This window comes from Atopobacter sp. AH10 (genome assembly GCF_003664595.1).
Taxonomy (GTDB): domain Bacteria; phylum Bacillota; class Bacilli; order Lactobacillales; family Aerococcaceae; genus Atopobacter.
Genome location: NZ_QXPZ01000040.1, coordinates 1 through 18,427, shown reverse-complemented (window position 1 = coordinate 18,427; position 18,427 = coordinate 1). Strand labels below are relative to the sequence as shown.

Sequence of the window (18,427 nt, the reverse complement as noted above, 5' to 3'; positions counted from 1 at the left end):
CACCATAAAATTAGGATTTGTACGACTTAAGCTCGTTATTGGTTGGGGAATTCAGGATAAAAAACCACTCTCCCGAAGAAGAGTGATTTTCTCTAAAAAATTTACCAACAACAAAATTTGACAAAGTGCCAAAGAAAAAAGCTCTGGATTCCCCAGAGCCTCTTGTCTATTGAAAATTAAGCTAAAGCTTTTTTAGCTGCTTCTGCTAAGGCAGCAAAAGCTTTTTCATCATGAACAGCTAAATCAGCCAACATCTTACGGTTTAAGTCGATACCAGCAACTTTCAAACCGTGGATTAATTTGCTATAGCTCAAACCGTTGAGACGTGCAGCAGCGTTGATACGAGCAATCCATAACTTACGGAAGTCGCGTTTCTTTTGACGACGATCCCGGTAAGCGTACATATAGGATTTCATAACTTGTTCTTTAGCTGTCTTGAACAAGAGATGTTTAGCGCCATAGTAACCTTTAGCTAATTTTAATACGCGTTTACGACGTTTCCGTGTAACTGTTCCACCTTTAACACGTGCCATGTGATAATTCCTCCTCGAATACCTCTTGGGTGATTACTTCATATTCGCAACAAGTTGTTTGATCCGTTTCATATCTGAATGAGATACTAAGCCAGATTTACGCAATTGACGACGTTGTTTCTTGGACTTGCCGTGGAAACGGTGGCTCGTAAATGCGTGATCGCGTTTCAATTGGCCACTTGCAGTTTTCTTGAAACGTTTAGCGGCACCTTTGTGAGTCTTTTGTTTTGGCATGAGTCTTCCTCCTCGATTCCTATTCAGTCTTTGGTGCAAGCATTAGGAACATGCTGCGCCCTTCCATTTTCGGCTTGGTTTCAACAACAGCCACATCGCTTAGTTGATCAGCCATCCGTTCGAGTGTTTCTCGCCCAATATCCTTATGGGTAATGGCCCGACCTCTAAAGCGAAGCGAGACTTTTACTTTGTCTCCCTTGGAAATAAACTTGCGTGCAGCCCGTTCTTTTGTCTCAAAGTCATGATCATCAATGGACGGACTTAACCGCAACTCTTTAATGTTGATCACTTTTTGATTTTTTCTGGCTTCACGTTCCTTTTTCTGCTGTTCATACCGATATTTCCCATAGTCCATGATCCGCGCAACTGGCGGTTTGGCGTTTGGAGCTACCAATACTAAATCCAAGTCTCGTGATGCGGCGATAGTAAGTGCCTCAGACTTACTTTTAATCCCTAATTGTTCTCCATCGGCATCAATTAGGCGTAATTCCCTAGCGCGAATACCATCGTTAACCATCATATCCTTAGCTATAACTCTCCACCTCCATTTTATTTGGGAAAAAAGCAGAAAAAAACGAGTTCTTATCGGAACCCGCCTAACTTCATCAACATCAAGCCCACCTCAAATGGTGGATCTTCTTGATATATTAGCCCATGGACTTAGTCAACATAGGCGAGAAGCGGGTAGCTTCTGCTTCTTTTCATTTCAACTATTACATCTTATCTGCTTTACTTGCCCCTGTCAAGGCATTTCGACACTTTTTTTATAAAAATAGCCTTTTATTGTGTTCAATTCCTTGAAAATTTGTTATATTGGTATCGTATTAATCAGAAAAAGGAGAATGAAAATGATTTCAGCTGTAGACTTACGCGGTGGTATGACATTTATTCAAGGCGATAAATTAATGCGCGTCATTGAAGCAAGCCACCACAAACCTGGTAAAGGCAATACCGTTATGCGGATGAAACTTCGTGACGTAAGAACTGGTGCGATCACTGATACAACATTACGTCCTGACGAAAAATTCGAACAAGCCTATATCGAAAACAAAACTGTTCAATACTTATACGAAATGAGTGGAACTGCTGTATTCATGGATATGGAAAGTTACGAACAATACGAAATCCCAACAACAGCTATTGCTGATGAAATGAAATTCTTGTTGGAAAATATGGAAGTGAAGATTCAATTCTTCGGTACAGAAGTTATCGGGGTTGAATTACCTACTTCTGTTGTATTGACTGTTGCTGAAACCCAACCTTCTATCAAAGGAGCTACTGTAACAGGGTCTGGTAAACCTGCTACTTTAGAAACTGGTTTAGTCGTTAACGTTCCTGACTTTATCGAAGCTGGCGAAAAATTAGAAATTGCTACCGCTAATGGTGGTTCTTACATGCGTCGTGCTAAATAATTTCTTTTAACAAGTGTGTTAAAAAGCCCTAACCCCTGCTTGGCTCTGGTTAGGGCTTTTTTTCTATACTAACTTTTCCTATCCAACTTAAACAAAAAGCCATTCTAGTCTAAATCCCCGTAAGCGGTCGATAGCCAGGTAGATTGCTTATTATTTCGGATTATTGATTACTTTTAGCCAACAACTAGAGCTTTTAGAGAATTGGTCATCTGTTCAACAGCCATGGCACCGTTTCGAGCCACGATCTCTCAACTCGCCAGCCTCAAACAAACTGTATAGAAGCTACGCTTGCAACAGTTTGTAATTCATTGGCGTGCTTAACATGGCTAACAGATGCCCATTCTCTTTTGGCTCTAGTTAAGTAAATATCTATTTAGGTAACCCTCCTTAACCCTCCTATGAACTGTGGAAATGTACCTGGCTATCGACCGCTTACAAATCCCCTAACTCATAAGCATTTTATTAGTCGGGAAATTTAGGATCTTAGGCTAGTGTGTCAACAAGCTAGATAGGTTGGGCTAACTGTAAAAGCAGTCACTTCCTGCTCAAAATCGGCTTTCGGGGCATGGAATAAACTATTCCAAGCAGCCCCCTCATGAAGATCCCGCCCCAGCTGTACAGCTATAACAATGATTGGCTGTCATAATTTGACGATTGGCTATATCTTCTTTAGTCACATCAAAAATGGATTGATGCAAGCCTTTTATTTTTATCCCAAGTGCCAGGTTAAAATCACAGTCGTAGAGGCTTCCATCGTGGTTCACAGAGAGCATACTTCGACACATTAGCTCTGGAACTGTCACTTCATTAAAGGCATCATACAATCGCTCTAGATAGCGTTCCATATTCCCTGAACGATCCAACCATTCTCCGAAACGACCAATTGGACAATTGGTAATCGAAAAAAGTTTGTTGAAAACAATCCCGTATTCCTCTTTTAACTTCACTCGGTAAATAGCTTCCAAGTCATCTTGACTAGTTGGTAACAAAGCCCCTGAAGGATTATAAACCAAGTTTAACTCTAAGCCAGGATCTACCCCATAACCTAGATCATTCAAATGCTGTAAAACTCTTATAGAGTCCTCGAAAACCCCAATCCCTCTCACTCGATCAGTTCGTGCCGCCTCATAAAATGGTAAACTAGCAATAATGGTCACCCCATGTTTTTTAAGGAATTCTGGTATTTTTTTATATTCTTCCTTGTTGTAGACCGTTAAATTACTCCTAATCATGATTTTTTGAGCATATGGCGAGGCTTCTTCTATAAGATAGGTAAAAACTTGGCTTAATTCTGGAGCTCCACCGGTTATATCTAAAATCTTGAAATCAAATGTGCGAAAGACTTTTAGGCATTGCTTTGCCGTTTCCAAAGTCATATCTTCGTCTCTCTTTGGGCTACAGGCTAAATGGCAGTGTTTACAGGCTAAATTGCATTTTTTGGTCACATTGACTTGCAAGGTATCTAGCTGATTTTTGGCTCGTAATTTTTGACCTAAATGTTCATGAAAAAGAGGAACTGCCTTCTGAAGACTATCGAAATAGCTCATAAACTAAAATTCCAATTCGTCACTGAGTTTTTTCATTTGCGTGCCAAAAGCTAAAACGGCGCCCCCTGTAATAGCACTAGCCACATGAACAGCTTCCATCATTTCTTCTTTAGTATAACCAGAATCCAAACAAGTTGTCGTATAAGCTTCAATGCAATAAGGGCAATGGACAGCATGGGCAACTGCTAACGCAATTAGAGATTTTTCCCGAGCGCTTAATTTCCCATCTTGGAAGACAGCACCATAGTAGGACAAAAATTTATCCCAATATTCTTTATTAAGTTGACCCAGTCCGCCTTTTGAAAATTCTTGCAAATCTTTGTGTTCAAAATAGTCGCTCATTATACTCGCTCCTTTTCTCTTCTTTCTTTTATTCCCATCAATCATTTGCTTCTCTTCTGATCAAAGTAAAGACCTAGACTTCCTACTCCTTAAACTTTAATGGTAGATCTGTTTGCACCGCATAAGTCATCAATGAATCGTCAAAAACTTTCACTTTTTCATAGCCTAATTCTTTCAAAATAGCAAAAGTCCAACTAGCCGCCACACCAAATCCACAATAGGTAATCACTGTAGACTTACCTTTTAATAAATGGCTAAATTTTTCTTCTAAAACTTCTTTAGGCAATAATTTCCCTGTTCGTTCGTCCGCTAATTCGCCATAAAAAACATTCACTGCTGTAGGAATATGCCCCTTACGTTCTTCACCAAAAGGAGCTATTTCTCCTTCATATTGAGCTTTAGGCAAAACATCTAAAAGGGCAACAGACTCGTCCTTTTGCGCCGCTTTTACTTCCTCTAAAGATGCATACAAGTCTTCTTGTCGGCTTAATTCCAATTGGCTCTTCGGATAGACTTTCACTTCAGTCGTCACTGGTCGCCCTTCAGCCAACCATTTTCCTAATCCGCCTTCTAGAATATATACCTTTAGAAAGCCCTCTAAAGATAATTGCCAAGCAAATCGTGCTGCCCACATATCTGCCTTATAATCCGCCTTCACTTCTGCCCCCGAGTCATACACGACAATAGTATCATCAGCTTTTAAACCTAATTGCTCTGCTTGATCAATAAAACGATCGTGATCGATGATCGTAAAAGGGGTTAAAGCTTTCTCATCGGAAAAACGTAATTGGTCTACAAAAGTTGCTTTTGCTAGATGAACGTCTGCGTAATGAGCCTCACCACTTTGAATGAATTCTCCATCCGGATCAGCGAAAAATATAGTAGCGTCCAAAATTCTTAGATTAGGGTCTTCTAAATGATCGTTTAGCCATTCTGTTGTCACAAATTTCTTCATCTTTTTCAGCTCCTCATTTTTTCTTGCCCAGCTCATATCTTTTCTGAATGACTTCAACAGCTTCTCCACTACGGAAAAGATACTGACAGAATTGCATTCTTATTAAAGTTCTTATTATTCCCTGCCGTCTAAAACGTCTAGCAGATGTCTGAATGGTCAGCGGAGCGACCACAGGATAAACTTTTCTTTTCTTGGCTCGAATAGAAAAATCGTAATCCTCCATTAAAGGGTAATCCTTAAACCCCTTCATTTGCTCATAAAAGACTCGGGTCATACACATGCCTTGATCTCCAAAAGCAATCTTTCGATGTCTTAAACGCCAATTGGATCCCCATTGAACCAGCCAAAGTAAAGGATGGTATTGATCAAAATTGATCGGAAATGCAGCAAATGGATGCTGAGCCAACAACTGTTCAATCACAGGTAAAGGATTGACCTTAAAGGATGAATCCATGTGATAGAAGAATAGGATATCTCCTCTACTATGTTTCACCCCTTCATTCAGTTGAATTCCTCGACCAGGCTGACTTTCTACCACTTCATAAGACAGGTCTTTCAATCGTTCAGCTGTCCTATCCTTGCTTCCTCCGTCCACAAGAATGACTTCATAAGGAACATTCCCCTTAAATATTTCCAAAGCTTGATGAAGGAAGTCCACTTTATCTTCTTCATTTAAGACTGGAATAATAATACTAATGATAAGTCTCAGACCCCTTCCTTCCTGTCTTTTCTTCATATATCTTACGTAACAAGGCGATGAGGACACTTAGGGCAAAAAGAATGAGCAAAGCCGTGACCAAAAATTTAGCCCCACCCGTCAACATGCCTCCTACATAAGAATAGATCACTGTTGCGGGTAATTGTCCGATACCTGTTGCTATAAAGAAATTCCAGAAACTCATTGACGTTAAACCAGCCGCATAGCTGACAATATCAAAGGAAATGAAAGGCAAAAGACGAGCAATAAGGATCGTTTGTTTCCCATAACGAGAAAAGAATTGCTCAATAGCCTCTAAACCTTGCTTGGTCGTAAATTTGATCACAACATCTCTACCCAAAATACGTGCAATATAAAAGCATACAGCAGCGGCCACCATGGCACTTGTCCAAGATAAAATAGCTCCCTGCCACCAGCCAAACAAATTGGCATTCGTCAAAGTAATCAAGAAAGCTGGTAAAGGAGCAATAACTGCTGTCAAAATCATCAATAGGAAAGAAATGCCTGCAGCATATCCCCCATAGGACTGAATAAAATGACGAACCTGATCAAAATCCCCTGTTGAAAACATGTGGAAGACTTTATTCATCCACTCATGGATACTTGGGACAAAAAAATAAAGCAAGATGCAGATGAAGAATACACCGATTAAAGCGAAACGTTTGTTATTATTCCGGCCTTGACCATATTTTTTATCTTCCATCCTTAAACTCCTTTTGCTCTAAAATTGAGTAGACCTCGCCCTATAAGTAAGACGAGGGCTACTACATTCAGCCATTATAAATAGACTAGCTTGATCATCGACTATTTTTTATCTGTTAATTTATAGCCATCGTATTCTTTGGTGCCATCATTAGCATTCGTCACATCTTTGTAACCTTTATCGACTAATTTTTGGGCAATGACGTTAGATTTATTGCCAGAATAGCAGTAAGTCAAGATTTTCTTGTCTTTGTCAACTTTCTTGTATACGTCTTTGATCTTCTTGTCAATTTCATTAGGCGCAATATTGATAGCTCCTTTTAAGTGACCTTGATTGTAATCATTGGTCATCCGTGCATCAATAATGTAATAGTCACCAGTATCTACTAATTTTTGGGCTTCTTTACCCAATACATATTTAACTTGTGTTAAGTTTTTATATTTGTAGCTCTTTACACCTTCTGCATTGTAAACCTTGGTAAAACCTTTAGATGTTAAGATCTTTGCAGCTTCTCCACTCTTCTTACCAGAGTTACAGATGGTGACCACATTCTTATCTTTATAGCCTTTGATTTTCTTCACATTCTTAGCAAATTCATCAATCGGCATGTTAATCGCCCATTTTACATGGTTGGCTTCATATTCTTCTACAGAACGTACATCAATAACCAAGTAATTTTCTTTTTGCTTGTCATCCCCAAGATATTTGTCTAATTCTTTGCCCTTCATTTCTTTAACTTTTGCTTTAGCAACTTTCTCTGTTTGCGCTTGAGAGCGATAGTGATGAGCTGCATAGCTAGGCGTACTTGTAGCTAAAGATAATGCGGCAGCAATAGATAAAGTAGTCAAAACATATTTATTCATTTTCATGTTTGTTTCCTCTTTCCTTTATTAATTAGACTTCCCATTGTTGAATAACTTCCGCTCCGCCATGGATAGCAAAATCCAGCAGTCGAAGCACCCCTTGTTTTTGCCTTTCATGTTCACCTGGATGTTCCGAAAAAGTATGTCCCAAAGCAAAGGGACTCTGTAGACATCTAGGTGGCCTTGAGTGGACAGAAACATTAGGTAAATGAATCATTGCAGCAGTTCTAATTCCACGACTTTCGATTTCTCTTTGTAATAACCCAACGGATTGATGACAAATATATCAGCCCGGTGACAATAAGGCGATATCAACTCCTAAGTCCACAAGCTGATCAGCGATTGCAGGAGCTGTTCTTTTCATGAGGACTCCCACTTGAGGAATATAACCCATCAAGCCAAAATGTTTAGCTGAAAGTGAGCCAATCACACCTTCTTTTTCAAGTTCTTTTAGTATTTCGAGGGGAAAAACTAAATTAATATCCTTTTGTGCATCCCTTGTATCATAGTGTTCATGGTTGACCACTAAATCTGAATAATTCACATCATTTGGAATAATTCGATAGCTGGGATCACCTTTTTTACATTCAAAAGCTGGATCGGTTTTTAAACGAACGCCAGCAGTCGTAATAAAGGCTACTCGAGAATCCGCCAAGCCCTTCGTGACTTTCGCAATTGTAGGGGGTGTCTTCATTTGAACCACCATATGTTCAGCAATTTTGCTGATCAAAAACTCTTTAAATCGACCTTGCCTCTTTGCCACAATCTCACCCCCTTTCCCTGTAAAGCCTTTATTTAAAATAATGCTCAATCATCTTTAGAAAATCATCCGTCAAATAGGAGGAAATGACTTTGAAACTTTCTTCATTAAGACCTAGCTTTTCAGCTTCCTGATATTGAACATAAGCCATAGCACACCAAGTTATCCCTCTCAAACAGGTAAATTTCAGATATTGCTCTAATTTTCTTCGATCAACTGGAATTTGACTCACCGCATTATAAGCTTCTAGGAACTCTTCTATAGCCTCTTTATCATAGAGATAGTCTGTTTTCCACAAAGTTGTTGTCGGAGCAAGGAAATGTGCTAAATCCTGTTCCCTCTCCCCTATTATCGGTTTCTCCCAATCAATGATATAAGAAGGTCCATCTTCATTGATTAAAAAATTGCCCGCATTTAATTCCGTGTTAATGATACATGGATTTTTCAGTCCTATATTCATATCGTAATTTTGAAGTTGCTCCAGTAAGGCTTTTATCCGAGCTTCTACCTTCTTATCTTTCCCTGTCCAATCTTGATAGTGTTGAAACATCGTTAAAAACTCATCATACATCACAGCAAATGGCTCCTTAGCTTCCAATAAACCATGGCCTTTTGGAACAGGAACATTGTGAACCTTAGCCAATAAATGGGCAGCTTTTAAAGAATCTTTTTGATAATCTAAGGGTCTACCCGGTAAAAACTCCTCGATCAAATAGTCGAGGTCTGTATAGTTCAAGTCATGATATAAGCCCTCCACACGAGGCGTCACCAAAGAAGGCTCTAAAAGTTTCAAAGCCTGATATTCATAAGCTATTTGATGGTCTAGATGCATTTGTGACCCCAAGGCTACTCGAAAAATTTTCCGCCCTTTATCAAGCACAAAATTAGCATTATATTCCCCCTGAGCTAAAAAAGTGGCAGTAGGATCATTGGTCAGCAAACGAACCAAATCTTCCTTGGTATCCACATCGTGAATCAATCCAATAGACCCCAGCTCAAGAGATAAATCACTTGCCTTTTTTAGAACTTGTTGATAAACCGTTTCTCCTCCATAGTGCTTTAAGGCAAAAATTTCAGGATATAGGCTTGACATACCAATCAAACCATATCCTCCATCAGCTGTTGGGCTAATCACCACATCATTCTTGGTTAAGGCGGTAAAGGCCTCCTCCATGAGTTCAGCAGTCAAATCTGCTAAATCACTCCCGATAAGAAGCACTTGCTCATAGCCATCTTCCAATGCTTTTCCAATGGCAAAGGCCATTCGATCGCCTAATCCAGCGTCAATTTGCTCGTAAACTTTCTCCTGATCTAATGGCAAGAAATCTTTTAACTGATAAGCTTTACTTTGACTAGTCACCCAAAAAATGCGATCAGCCTTTACTCTTTTAGCCTCTTTTACATTCTGGCAAAGCAATCGATAACTTAAGGCCTGAATTTTTAAAGGAGGCAAAAAATCCCTTAAACGACTTTTCGTCTCACCCAGTAAAGGGAGACGAGTAAAAATAATGATGGCTCGTTTCATAAATCCTCCTTTTCTCAATAAAAAAAGCCTGCCTAAATGCAAGCTTTCCCTTTTATTTTTCGCTTCATCTCTAACATCTAAGGGACTAGGCAAAGCACATCTGCCAAGAAAAGAATAAGCTCAAAATATGGAATAAGCCGTTCGCAAATAGGGATTAGCTCTTTGTTCGTTCCAGTTCGATCCATTCTTTTACATGGTCAATTGCCCTCTTCCTTACTCGAATTCTCTACTCTCTTAGAAAAACAAGTGATCTGATAGACATTTCCTAAAACACATAAAAATTGTATCATAGCTTTTGCTTCATTTCAAAAAGTTTGCTTCATTTAATTGAATATTTTATCATATAACTTTCGAATTGTTCTAGCTTTCTTTTAATATATAAGTCACTTTGACTTAACTATAGTAAAAGATCCTTTCCTTCCATTTTCTAGCTCATTATTACGCCTCAAATGCTTCAATATCCCTCATTTTCAAACCTTTAATCGAAAAAGAAATATTAACAACAATTTTCCTTATACACGGCTAGTAAACGTTTGCATCAGCCCTATATAGTAGTATTTCTTATTACCCTTTGACTTGCTCACTAAATTATTATATTTATCTATTTAATATGTCAAGAAACTTTATTAGAGATACGAATAATTACAATCGGTGTTTTCCTTATTTCACCCAGTCACAGACAGCTAGCCAGCAAGATTTAAGTAAAAAAATAAGTGCCCACTCCAGCTCTTCTGTTGGAGAAATACACACTTTTTCTTTATCTTTATCATTGCCCCTTTTTTCACGACGCTTTTTACCGCTTTATTCCTTTCATTGTCTTCTTATTTGTAAATATATTCCCTCTTCACTATACTGTATAGGAAAGAACTATTTATAAAAAAGTCAGGTGATCTCCTTGAGCCAAATGAGGCCAACTACTAAACACCCTATTTTACGAATTTTGGCGCTTATTTTTTTAATCCTTGCAAGCTACTATATTTTTAAAATCTTTACGCCAGAGCAAGTTCGGCATTTAATTTTAGATTCTGGGTCTTATGCAGAACTTATCTATCTCATCTTATGGACCTTTCTACCAGTCGGATTTTTCCCTGTGCCTATCCTAGCCTTCGTTGCAGGAATGGGATTTGGTTTAGTGAAGGGCTCCCTTTTGACTATTTTGGGCGCCATGCTCAATATGACCCTAATGTTTACTATGGCAAGATACCTCTTCAGGCAACCAGTCCAAAACTTCCTCTACAAACGTTATCCGCAAACTAAAGATATTCTTTCTTGCCACAAGCGACGTTTACGAATCGCTCTAGCTTTAGCTCGTATTATCCCACTCGTTCCTTATAACATCGAAAATTATGCTTTCGGCCTGACTGATATAAGTCTCTTTGATTTTCTTTTCATTTCACTTTTTACCATCATTCCAGGGACTATTATCTATGTGAATGTCGGTGATAAAGCCCTTAAGCCCAATGCTTTCGAGTTTGCTCTTTCTATCGTCCTCCTTGTCCTTTTGTTTGTAGGGACTTCCTTTCTCACCAAGTATATGAAAGAAACAGACAGCGAAAAAGCTGAACGTCTTCGTCAAGAAGAAAAAGAAAAAGAGCATAAGATAAAATAGTAAAATAAACCCCATGGCTAGAGAACAAAGTTATTCCTCTGTTCTGAAAAGCCATGGGGTCTTTTTTACTCTAGCAATTAGAAAACATCGGATCTTTGACAAAAGTCTGTTAATTGAGTGAGATCCAATAAAAAAGTACGTCAAATCAAGCTTATCAAAGCTTAATAGTGACCTACTTTTTTCATCTTTATAACTTTTGCCCTAGCCCCCTGTTTTATCTCATCAGCCATAAAGCCATCCCATAGTAAATGATAAAAACTATATTCGTCCAGCCTCCACGAATAAGGATGTGAAAACCCTTAGGTAATTTTCCGACAACTGGAGTCAAGGCCATTAAACAAATGGGGGTAAAGAGGGCTAACCATCTAGGAAAAATTGTAGCGCCGAGTCCAATAAAACAAGTCAGCCCGACATTCGCTAATCCCATCAAGATGAATAATAACTTGGCTTGTACTTTCAAATAAGCTAAAAATGTCTCAAAAGCTTCTGCTACTTTTAAACGAGACAATAAGCCTAAATAAGCACAATGACTATGATAGGCTCCTCCGCAACAAATTCCTACTGCATTCAAGCTAAAAATACCTATAGCCATATAGCTCCAAGAGGGCTTAGCGATCAATAAGATATGCGTAAAGCCAATGATATAGAAAAAAGCTGCTATAGGCCCAATTAAGCCTCCAATATAAAGCCGACTCACACTTACATCTTTCATAATGGCAACAATAGCATCAAGGCCTTTTCCCTCTTCATAATCATTTTTGTCATAATACAAGAGCATATCCCCAAAAAACATCAAGATCGCTCCAACAAGTCCTATAAACAAGCGATTAATGAGCACAATAAGTCCCTCCTTTTATTCTCTATCCAACAAGACACAGCAATTTTTAGGTCGAGAATGCGCTTAGCTATTTGGATCATATAAGAAAATTTGCTCAAAAGTCAACTATCCTATCATAAAAAAATAAATAGGCATTTAAAAAACGAAAATTCTTAGCAAATATTAATCATCTTTACTGTCATAAAGTGCTATAGTTACTTTGTAAAGCGGTTTCATTAGTCAGTCAGATGAAAATGGGTTATCATTCAAGTCATTCATCATCGCTTAGGCAGACACAAGGAGGAAAAAATGGATCAAAAAAGTTTTTTGACGGATATCCGCCTACATCTCATTTGTTTATTTATTGTAGTGGTTTCTGAAACCATAGGCCTTATACCTTTTGATTTTGGTATTGTCAAATTCAAATTAATTCCTATGCTCTATGCTTTATTAATCGGCATCTTCATCGCACGAAAAACTTATCAAAAATATGTGACTGATGAAGACATGGCAACTTCTGGTGATTATGTGAGTGTAGCTTGCCTCTTCCTCATTGCTTATATGGCAACAGCTATCGGTCCTAATATCCATACCGTTATCAAAGCAGGTCCTGCCCTTCTTTTACAAGAACTAGGGAATTTGGGGACGATCTTCATTGCCATCCCCATTGGTATTTGGGTATTTAAAATGGATCGAACGGTTATCGGTAGTGGTTTTTCGATTTCTCGTGAAGAAGGATTAGGGATCGTCGCCAACCTTTATGGTTTGGATAGTCCTGAAGGTCGGGGCGTTATGGGTTCCTACATTACTGGTACCTTATTAGGGACAATCGTCTTCTCCATTATTTCATCCATCTTTATTAACCTTCCATGGTTCTCTCCAGAATGTCTCGCTATGGCATCTGGTACAGGATCAGCTTCTATGATGAGTGGGGCTATCGCTCCAATCCTCGAAGCTTTCCCAGAAAGGGCCAAAGAACTAATGGGTTACGGGGCAACTAGCCAAGTCTTATCTGCTGTAGATACTGTTTATGTTGCTTTCTTCCTAGGTATTCCTATTGCTGAATGGGTTTACAAATCTATTAAAGGGAAAGAACGCTATGAAGCTGAAAAACTTGCCTTAGCTCCAACACGTCATATCGAAAAGAAAGAAACCACAAAAGAGAACTTGGCTTTTGGTGAAACCTTTATGAAATACACCAAAGTCCTCGTCATTACCGCTGTTATTTCATTATTCGCGCTCTTGGTTTCTAAAGTGAGAACTGGTTTTGAAGCTACAGTTGGTCAAATGCTTGTTGGCTTAATTTGGTTACTTGCTTTAACTTTAATCGGTTTACTATTGGATTTACTCTTACAAAAAATCCATATCAATATTCCGACAATTATCTACATTGCCTTTTTAGCTTCATTGGCAAGTATCCCTGGTCTTTCCCCTATCGCCAAGCCATTTAACGAAGCCATGACTCACTTAGATTTACTCCCACTTTGTACTCCAATCCTAGCCTACGCTGGTATCTCTTCTGCCAAAGAATGGGATTCCTTCAAAAAACAAGGTTTCAAGATTGTTGCAGTCACGATTTGTACCTTTATTGGGACATACTTAGGCTCTGCTATTATTGCCAATATCGTCTTAAAGATGATGGGCAGAATCTAGTCCAATATAGTTGCTGATTGACTATTGCACTTTATAAAGCATAAACCGCCAGAAATTAAGAGACTAACTTCTTTAAGATAGCCTCTACAACTTTGGCGGTTTTGTTTTTTATTAAAGGATGGCTTTCTTTATAAACGATCTAAAATTTTGATCAAAAAAGTTTTGATCAGAAAAGTCCCTAAGAAAGCAAAGACGGTATTGGATACGCCCACATAAAACATACTTGGCAATAAAGGTGCATGAACAGCATAGTGCAAAGTCGCCCCGACCATAATCCCGCACCAAATCCCATAAGCTAGACTTTTAACATATGGAGATTTAAATATCCGATTAAAGCCGTATAAACTTACACTTTGAATTAAAAAGCCACACAGTAAATCAATTGGTCCTAATGGACTGTTCAAATTAGCCAATAAAACCCCTATTAAAATTCCGGGGCAAACTTCTTTTTTAAAGAAGGCAAGTGGCATCACCAGAGTAGAAACCCTGAACTGGAACATCCCATAAGCGATAGGATTAATCCAAGTTAAGGCCACATATAAAGCTGCGACTAGCGCATTGTAGGTTAAAATTTTTATAGACGATTGTTTCATATTTACCTCCAAGATCATTTCAGTTGGAATCGATCATAACTGATCGCTTTCACCCATCATTCCTTTTAGCTAAAATAAACCTCTGACTTCCCTTAGTTCGTCAAAAGCCTATTTTACCTATACTCTCTTTTCATTAAAGCAAATCTAACCCATTGGCTTGAAAAGCTTTTCTTCTGTCAATACAGGTTCCGCATTTACCACATGGCGGGTTAGTCCCCTCATAGCAGGAATAAGTTAAAGCATATGGCACGCCTAATTCAAGACCTATTTTGACAATAGTTGCCTTTGTAACTTGCTTAAAAGGAGCAGAAAGAGACACTTGATGGCCAGTCCCTAATTGAACCGCCAAATCCATTGCTTGAATAAATTCTGGTGAGCAATCCGGATAGATTGTCCCTGAATCATCCTGATGAGCGCCAAAGAAAATTTCATCTGCCCCATATTGTTTGGCTAATGAGGCTAAGATAGCAATAAACACACCATTTCGAAATTCAACTTCTGTATTCGGCGATTCTTGTTTTGCATAATCTCCTTCTGTAATAGCCATATGATTTGCTCTATTTAAAGAGGAATGCGATCCTTTAAAAATAGTTGCTAAGTCAATAACTAAACGCTTCACCTGATAATAATCAGCTATATCTTGAGCTGCTTTCATCTCCATCTTTTCATGCGACTGGTTGTAGGTGAAAGACACTGCTAAAACATTTGGATCTTTTTTTAAAGCTAGAGCAAGAGCGGTAGAAGAATCTACTCCGCCACTGAGCAAAACCATCTTCATGATTGCCCCTCCTAACGATTGTCTACTTTTTCAGGGTACATATCGTGTTGCTGTAGGCGATCCCAAGCCATTTGTTCATACTTGCTAGCTGCTTTCCCATAATTGCAGTAAGGATCAATAGAAATCCCTCCACGTGGCGTAAATTTCCCCCATACTTCAATATACTTTGGATCCATCAATTGGATTAAATCTTTCATAATAATATTGATGCAATCTTCATGAAAATCCCCATGGTTACGAAAACTAAAGAGGTAAAGTTTTAAGGATTTACTTTCGACCATTCGCTCTCCAGGAATATAAGAAATATACACTGTCGCAAAATCTGGTTGCCCTGTCATTGGACAAAGCGAAGTGAACTCCGGACAATTAAATTTAACAAAATAATCATTTTCAGGGTGTTTATTGGGAAAAGTCTCCAATACTTCTGGAGCATAATCGTCCCGATAAACCGTTTTTTGTTGCCCTAATTGGGAAATATCTCCCATTTCTTCTTTACTACGCATATTGCTTCCTTTCTTGGCAAAAAAAATAGAGATGCAAACACATCCCTAGTTAGTCGCCCTAGTTTTATTTAAAGACAGGATGGTTTCGAACTGTCTTATTCAATTATAGGTTATTTTACAAAAAAATGACCTGTAATACAAGTTGGAAAGTCATGGAAACCGGCACTTTGTAAAATTGGCTATCTCTTTTACCCATGCTCGACCCCCTTAGCCTAGTTCCCCTTAGGCAAGCTTTACGTCTGAATTTATATGATCCTCTAAAGAACAAGCTATCTCCTTTAGTAAAAAAGCAAGCCTTCCCACTAGAAAGAAGGCCTGCTTTTATTATGACAGGAATTATTTATCAAAGAGGCGTAATAAATCTAGAAGGATAGCACTAGCAGTCGGACGTCCACCAGCTCCTGGTCCTTTAAAAATCAAATCCTTAGCATTGGATGTTTTCACTATAACGGCATTTTCGCCATTGATCAACAAGCCTAGATCAGAATTCTTATCCACTCTCTCAGGAGAAACACTATAACTGCCTTGACTGGTCGCTCTAGCCACTAACTTGTAACGTTGACCCTCTTTTTTCGCTTGTTCAATGTCTTTCGCTGTCACTTGCCTTATACCTTCTACTTCTATATCTTCTTCTTTAATGGCTTTATTAAATAAGATCGTAGCCAGCAAGCGCAATTTTCTTTGTGTATCCAGCCCATCTACATCAGCAGATGGATCAGCCTCTGCAAAACCTAACGCTTGCGCTTCTTTTAAAGCTTCATCGAATGTTTTGCCTTCTTCCATCTGACTTAATATAAAATTGCATGACCCATTCAAGACGCCCACTACTTCTTCAATAGCATTAACGGTCGCTATTTTCTTCAATTGATTGATCACTGGTACAGCCCCAGCAACTGCAGCCTCAAATTGTAAGGACTTGCCTGATTTTTCTGCAAAAGCGACTAACTCTTCATAATATTTAGAGACTAAGGCTTTATTGGCTGTAATTACATGCTTACTTTTCAAGGCTTCTTTGATATCTTCATAAATCTCATCCACAGCCCCGGTGGCTTCGATCAGCACATCTATTTCAGGATCTTCTGTTATTTCCTTAATATCTGTTGTCAAAAGTTCCTTTACTTCAGGATGAGCTTCTTGTCGGCGGACTAAAATCTTTTTCACCACAAATTCATCCTTGAATGCTTGGACAAATTCCTCGTGCCTTTCTTCCAAAATAGTATAAACTGCAGCATTCACAGTCCCAAAACCTAATAAAGCCAAATGAATCATGCTGTCACTCCTTCTTTAATTTTCTCTTTTCTGGATCCCACTAAGTCTTGCTTTTGCCTATTTTACTCACAAGTGTTGGCTCTTTTCACGAACTGTAGATCATCTTCACTAACTGTAGGTCATTTTCACTAACTGTAGGTCATTTTCACTAATTGTAGATCATCTTCACTAACTGTAGGTCATTTTCACTAACTTAGCCCCATCTTTACTAATGATTTTCAAAAGACCTATAGACTATATCCACTCACTAGTACTTGCTTCTTTCCAGTAATTTTTCAGCAATTTGGACAGCATTTAAAGCAGCGCCCTTGCGGATATTATCGGCAACTGTCCACAAATTCAAGCCATATTCAAGGGAATCATCTCTTCGAACTCGCCCCACCAATATGTCATCTTTACCCGCTATAAGGGTTGGATAAGGATAGATATTTTGACTTGGTTCATCTACTAGTGACAAGCCATAAGAAGGATCATTGAATAGAGACCGGACTTCTTCTAAATCAAAATCTTTCTTTAATTCCACATTAATCGACACAGAATGTGAAAAAGGGACAGGTACTCTAGCAGTAGTCGCTGTAACTTTTATATCGTAATTATTCAAAATTTTCTTTGTTTCTTGGATCATCTTTATTTCTTCGCTGGTGTAGCCGTTGTCAAGAAAATCCCCGATATGTGGCAAAATATTGTCACGAATCGGATATACATAAGCCTCATGTGTTCCTTCTGCCAAGTCTTTCAAACCTTTAAGACCTGACCCAGACACTGATTGGTAAGAAGAATAAACGACTCTTTTAATCCCATAATGTTGGTCTAATAAATAGAGTGGCGCAATACATTGAATCGTCGAGCAGTTAGGATTGGCAATAATCCGATCATCCTCTGTAATAGACTGACTATTAACTTCAGGAACCACCAAAGGAATCCCTTCTACTTGGCGGAAATGGGATGAGTTATCAATCACCCGAATTCCCTTTTCGGCAGCAATAGGGACATATTGAGCAGCAAGGTCAGCACTCACTGCAAAAAAAGCATAATCGTCATCGCTTGCAAATTGATCTGCCTTAAGTTCTGCTATTTCATAGTTCTTTCCTTTAAATTCAATCTTTTTCCCTGCTGATTGTGCAGATGCCAGAAATTTAATGCGATCCACTGGGAAGTTTCTTTCTTCTAAAATCTTCCGAATCGTTTCCCCGACTAAGCCTGTTGCCCCTACTACGATAACATTTGCCATGTTTATTCCTCCTCACTTTCTTCATCTCGAATAATCGTCCCCTGTTCTTCAGGTTGATTGGTATTTAATATTCTGATGGTAATATTCTTATCCCGAACAGGTTCAATGGCTTCTGCTTGATAGACATTAGCTCCCTTGTGAACTATTTCTTGCAATTGATCATAACTTAACTGAGGAATAGAAACAGCTGACTTGTCCAGATTTGGATCAGCACTCATCACCCCATTAACATCCGTCCAATTTTCATAGACTTGGCTATTGAGGGCAGAAGCTATTAAAGCCCCTGTATAGTCACTTCCCCCTCTAGAAAAGACCTTAACCGTAAATTTCAAGTACAAGTTAGCCACCCCCTAAATTTTTCACAAAGGGAGAGCTGTGGCTT

General features: G+C 38.7%; 21 protein-coding genes and 1 other annotated feature. Of the genes, 3 read left to right on the top strand and 18 right to left on the bottom strand.

The genetic code is table 11. The annotated features are described in order from the left end of the window. Window positions 1-176 precede the first annotated feature (176 nt). Genes rplT through infC form a run of 3 tightly spaced genes read right to left on the bottom strand, consistent with a single transcriptional unit; the run spans window position 177 to window position 1,287 of the window. Complete coding sequence (gene rplT / locus D3H64_RS08325) at window positions 177-533, bottom strand: 50S ribosomal protein L20 (RefSeq protein ID WP_121565785.1); 357 nt, start codon at window positions 531-533, stop codon at window positions 177-179. 33 nt (window positions 534-566) lie between these two features. After that, window positions 567-767, bottom strand: a complete 201-nt coding sequence (gene rpmI / locus D3H64_RS08320) for a 50S ribosomal protein L35 (RefSeq protein WP_121565784.1) — start codon at window positions 765-767, stop codon at window positions 567-569. 19 nt (window positions 768-786) lie between these two features. Next, window positions 787-1,287: a translation initiation factor IF-3 gene (gene infC / locus D3H64_RS08315; protein WP_121565783.1), complete on the bottom strand. Its 501-nt coding sequence runs from the start codon at window positions 1,285-1,287 to the stop codon at window positions 787-789. 40 nt (window positions 1,288-1,327) lie between these two features. Next, window positions 1,328-1,470, bottom strand: a sequence feature (ribosomal protein L20 leader region). 145 nt (window positions 1,471-1,615) lie between these two features. Here infC and efp point away from each other — a divergent pair. Further along, window positions 1,616-2,179 carry an elongation factor P gene (gene efp, locus D3H64_RS08310; RefSeq protein WP_121565782.1) on the top strand — a complete coding sequence of 188 codons (564 nt, stop codon included), beginning with the start codon at window positions 1,616-1,618 and terminating at the stop codon, window positions 2,177-2,179. A 593-nt stretch (window positions 2,180-2,772) separates the two neighbouring features. On the opposite strand, the gene arsS is transcribed toward efp, so the two are convergent. The 8 genes from arsS to D3H64_RS08270 form a co-directional block, all read right to left on the bottom strand. Continuing rightward, complete coding sequence (gene arsS, locus D3H64_RS08305; RefSeq protein WP_121565781.1) at window positions 2,773-3,726, bottom strand: arsenosugar biosynthesis radical SAM (seleno)protein ArsS; 954 nt, start codon at window positions 3,724-3,726, stop codon at window positions 2,773-2,775. A gap of 3 nt (window positions 3,727-3,729) precedes the next feature. Further along, on the bottom strand, window positions 3,730-4,068 hold the full coding sequence (locus D3H64_RS08300) for an arsenosugar biosynthesis-associated peroxidase-like protein (RefSeq protein ID WP_121565790.1): 339 nt from the start codon (window positions 4,066-4,068) through the stop codon (window positions 3,730-3,732). Window positions 4,069-4,150: 82 nt separating this feature from the next. Then, the gene (locus D3H64_RS08295; RefSeq protein ID WP_121565780.1) at window positions 4,151-5,023 is read right to left on the bottom strand and encodes a sulfurtransferase; all 873 of its coding nucleotides are present in this window, start codon (window positions 5,021-5,023) and stop codon (window positions 4,151-4,153) included. Between the two features lie 13 nt (window positions 5,024-5,036). Then, on the bottom strand, window positions 5,037-5,759 hold the full coding sequence (locus tag D3H64_RS08290) for a TIGR04283 family arsenosugar biosynthesis glycosyltransferase (protein ID WP_233554928.1): 723 nt from the start codon (window positions 5,757-5,759) through the stop codon (window positions 5,037-5,039). Beyond that, a complete protein-coding gene (locus D3H64_RS08285; RefSeq protein WP_121565779.1) occupies window positions 5,716-6,444 on the bottom strand; it encodes a TVP38/TMEM64 family protein in 729 nt (242 codons plus the stop codon). The genes D3H64_RS08290 and D3H64_RS08285 overlap by 44 nt, the downstream gene beginning before the upstream one ends. 101 nt (window positions 6,445-6,545) lie before the next feature. Further along, a complete protein-coding gene (locus tag D3H64_RS08280; protein WP_199700157.1) occupies window positions 6,546-7,313 on the bottom strand; it encodes a rhodanese-like domain-containing protein in 768 nt (255 codons plus the stop codon). 280 nt (window positions 7,314-7,593) lie between these two features. Then, window positions 7,594-8,070: a glycine/sarcosine/betaine reductase selenoprotein B family protein gene (locus D3H64_RS08275; protein ID WP_233554927.1), complete on the bottom strand. Its 477-nt coding sequence runs from the start codon at window positions 8,068-8,070 to the stop codon at window positions 7,594-7,596. Window positions 8,071-8,098: 28 nt separating this feature from the next. Next, the gene (locus D3H64_RS08270) at window positions 8,099-9,592 is read right to left on the bottom strand and encodes a TIGR04282 family arsenosugar biosynthesis glycosyltransferase (RefSeq protein ID WP_121565778.1); all 1,494 of its coding nucleotides are present in this window, start codon (window positions 9,590-9,592) and stop codon (window positions 8,099-8,101) included. Window positions 9,593-10,496: 904 nt separating this feature from the next. On the opposite strand from D3H64_RS08270, the gene D3H64_RS08265 reads away from it, so the two are divergent. Then, window positions 10,497-11,201 carry a TVP38/TMEM64 family protein gene (locus D3H64_RS08265; RefSeq protein WP_121565777.1) on the top strand — a complete coding sequence of 235 codons (705 nt, stop codon included), beginning with the start codon at window positions 10,497-10,499 and terminating at the stop codon, window positions 11,199-11,201. 214 nt (window positions 11,202-11,415) lie between these two features. Here the strand turns inward: D3H64_RS08265 and D3H64_RS08260 are convergent, their stop codons facing one another. Beyond that, window positions 11,416-12,039, bottom strand: a complete 624-nt coding sequence (locus D3H64_RS08260; protein ID WP_233554926.1) for a DUF6796 family protein — start codon at window positions 12,037-12,039, stop codon at window positions 11,416-11,418. 288 nt (window positions 12,040-12,327) lie between these two features. Here D3H64_RS08260 and D3H64_RS08255 point away from each other — a divergent pair, with 288 nt between their 5' ends. Beyond that, window positions 12,328-13,671 (top strand): DUF3100 domain-containing protein, encoded by a 1,344-nt coding sequence (locus tag D3H64_RS08255; RefSeq protein WP_121565776.1) that lies wholly within the window; start codon window positions 12,328-12,330, stop codon window positions 13,669-13,671. A gap of 128 nt (window positions 13,672-13,799) precedes the next feature. Here D3H64_RS08255 and D3H64_RS08250 read toward each other — a convergent pair whose 3' ends face one another. The 6 genes from D3H64_RS08250 to D3H64_RS08225 all read right to left on the bottom strand — a co-directional run bounded on the left by D3H64_RS08250 (window position 13,800) and on the right by D3H64_RS08225 (window position 18,383). Continuing rightward, a complete protein-coding gene (locus tag D3H64_RS08250; RefSeq protein ID WP_121565775.1) occupies window positions 13,800-14,264 on the bottom strand; it encodes a QueT transporter family protein in 465 nt (154 codons plus the stop codon). A gap of 133 nt (window positions 14,265-14,397) precedes the next feature. Then, window positions 14,398-15,042, bottom strand: coding sequence for a 7-cyano-7-deazaguanine synthase QueC (gene queC / locus D3H64_RS08245; RefSeq protein WP_199700156.1), 645 nt, complete (start codon window positions 15,040-15,042; stop codon window positions 14,398-14,400). Window positions 15,043-15,053: 11 nt separating this feature from the next. Next, entirely contained in the window at window positions 15,054-15,545 is a 492-nt protein-coding gene (gene queF, locus D3H64_RS08240; protein WP_121565773.1) for a preQ(1) synthase, read from the bottom strand. A gap of 336 nt (window positions 15,546-15,881) precedes the next feature. Then, a complete protein-coding gene (locus D3H64_RS08235) occupies window positions 15,882-16,814 on the bottom strand; it encodes a homoserine dehydrogenase (protein ID WP_121565772.1) in 933 nt (310 codons plus the stop codon). 247 nt (window positions 16,815-17,061) lie between these two features. Beyond that, window positions 17,062-18,045 carry an aspartate-semialdehyde dehydrogenase gene (locus tag D3H64_RS08230; protein WP_121565771.1) on the bottom strand — a complete coding sequence of 328 codons (984 nt, stop codon included), beginning with the start codon at window positions 18,043-18,045 and terminating at the stop codon, window positions 17,062-17,064. 2 nt (window positions 18,046-18,047) lie between these two features. Continuing rightward, a complete protein-coding gene (locus tag D3H64_RS08225; protein ID WP_199700155.1) occupies window positions 18,048-18,383 on the bottom strand; it encodes a hypothetical protein in 336 nt (111 codons plus the stop codon). Window positions 18,384-18,427 lie beyond the last annotated feature (44 nt).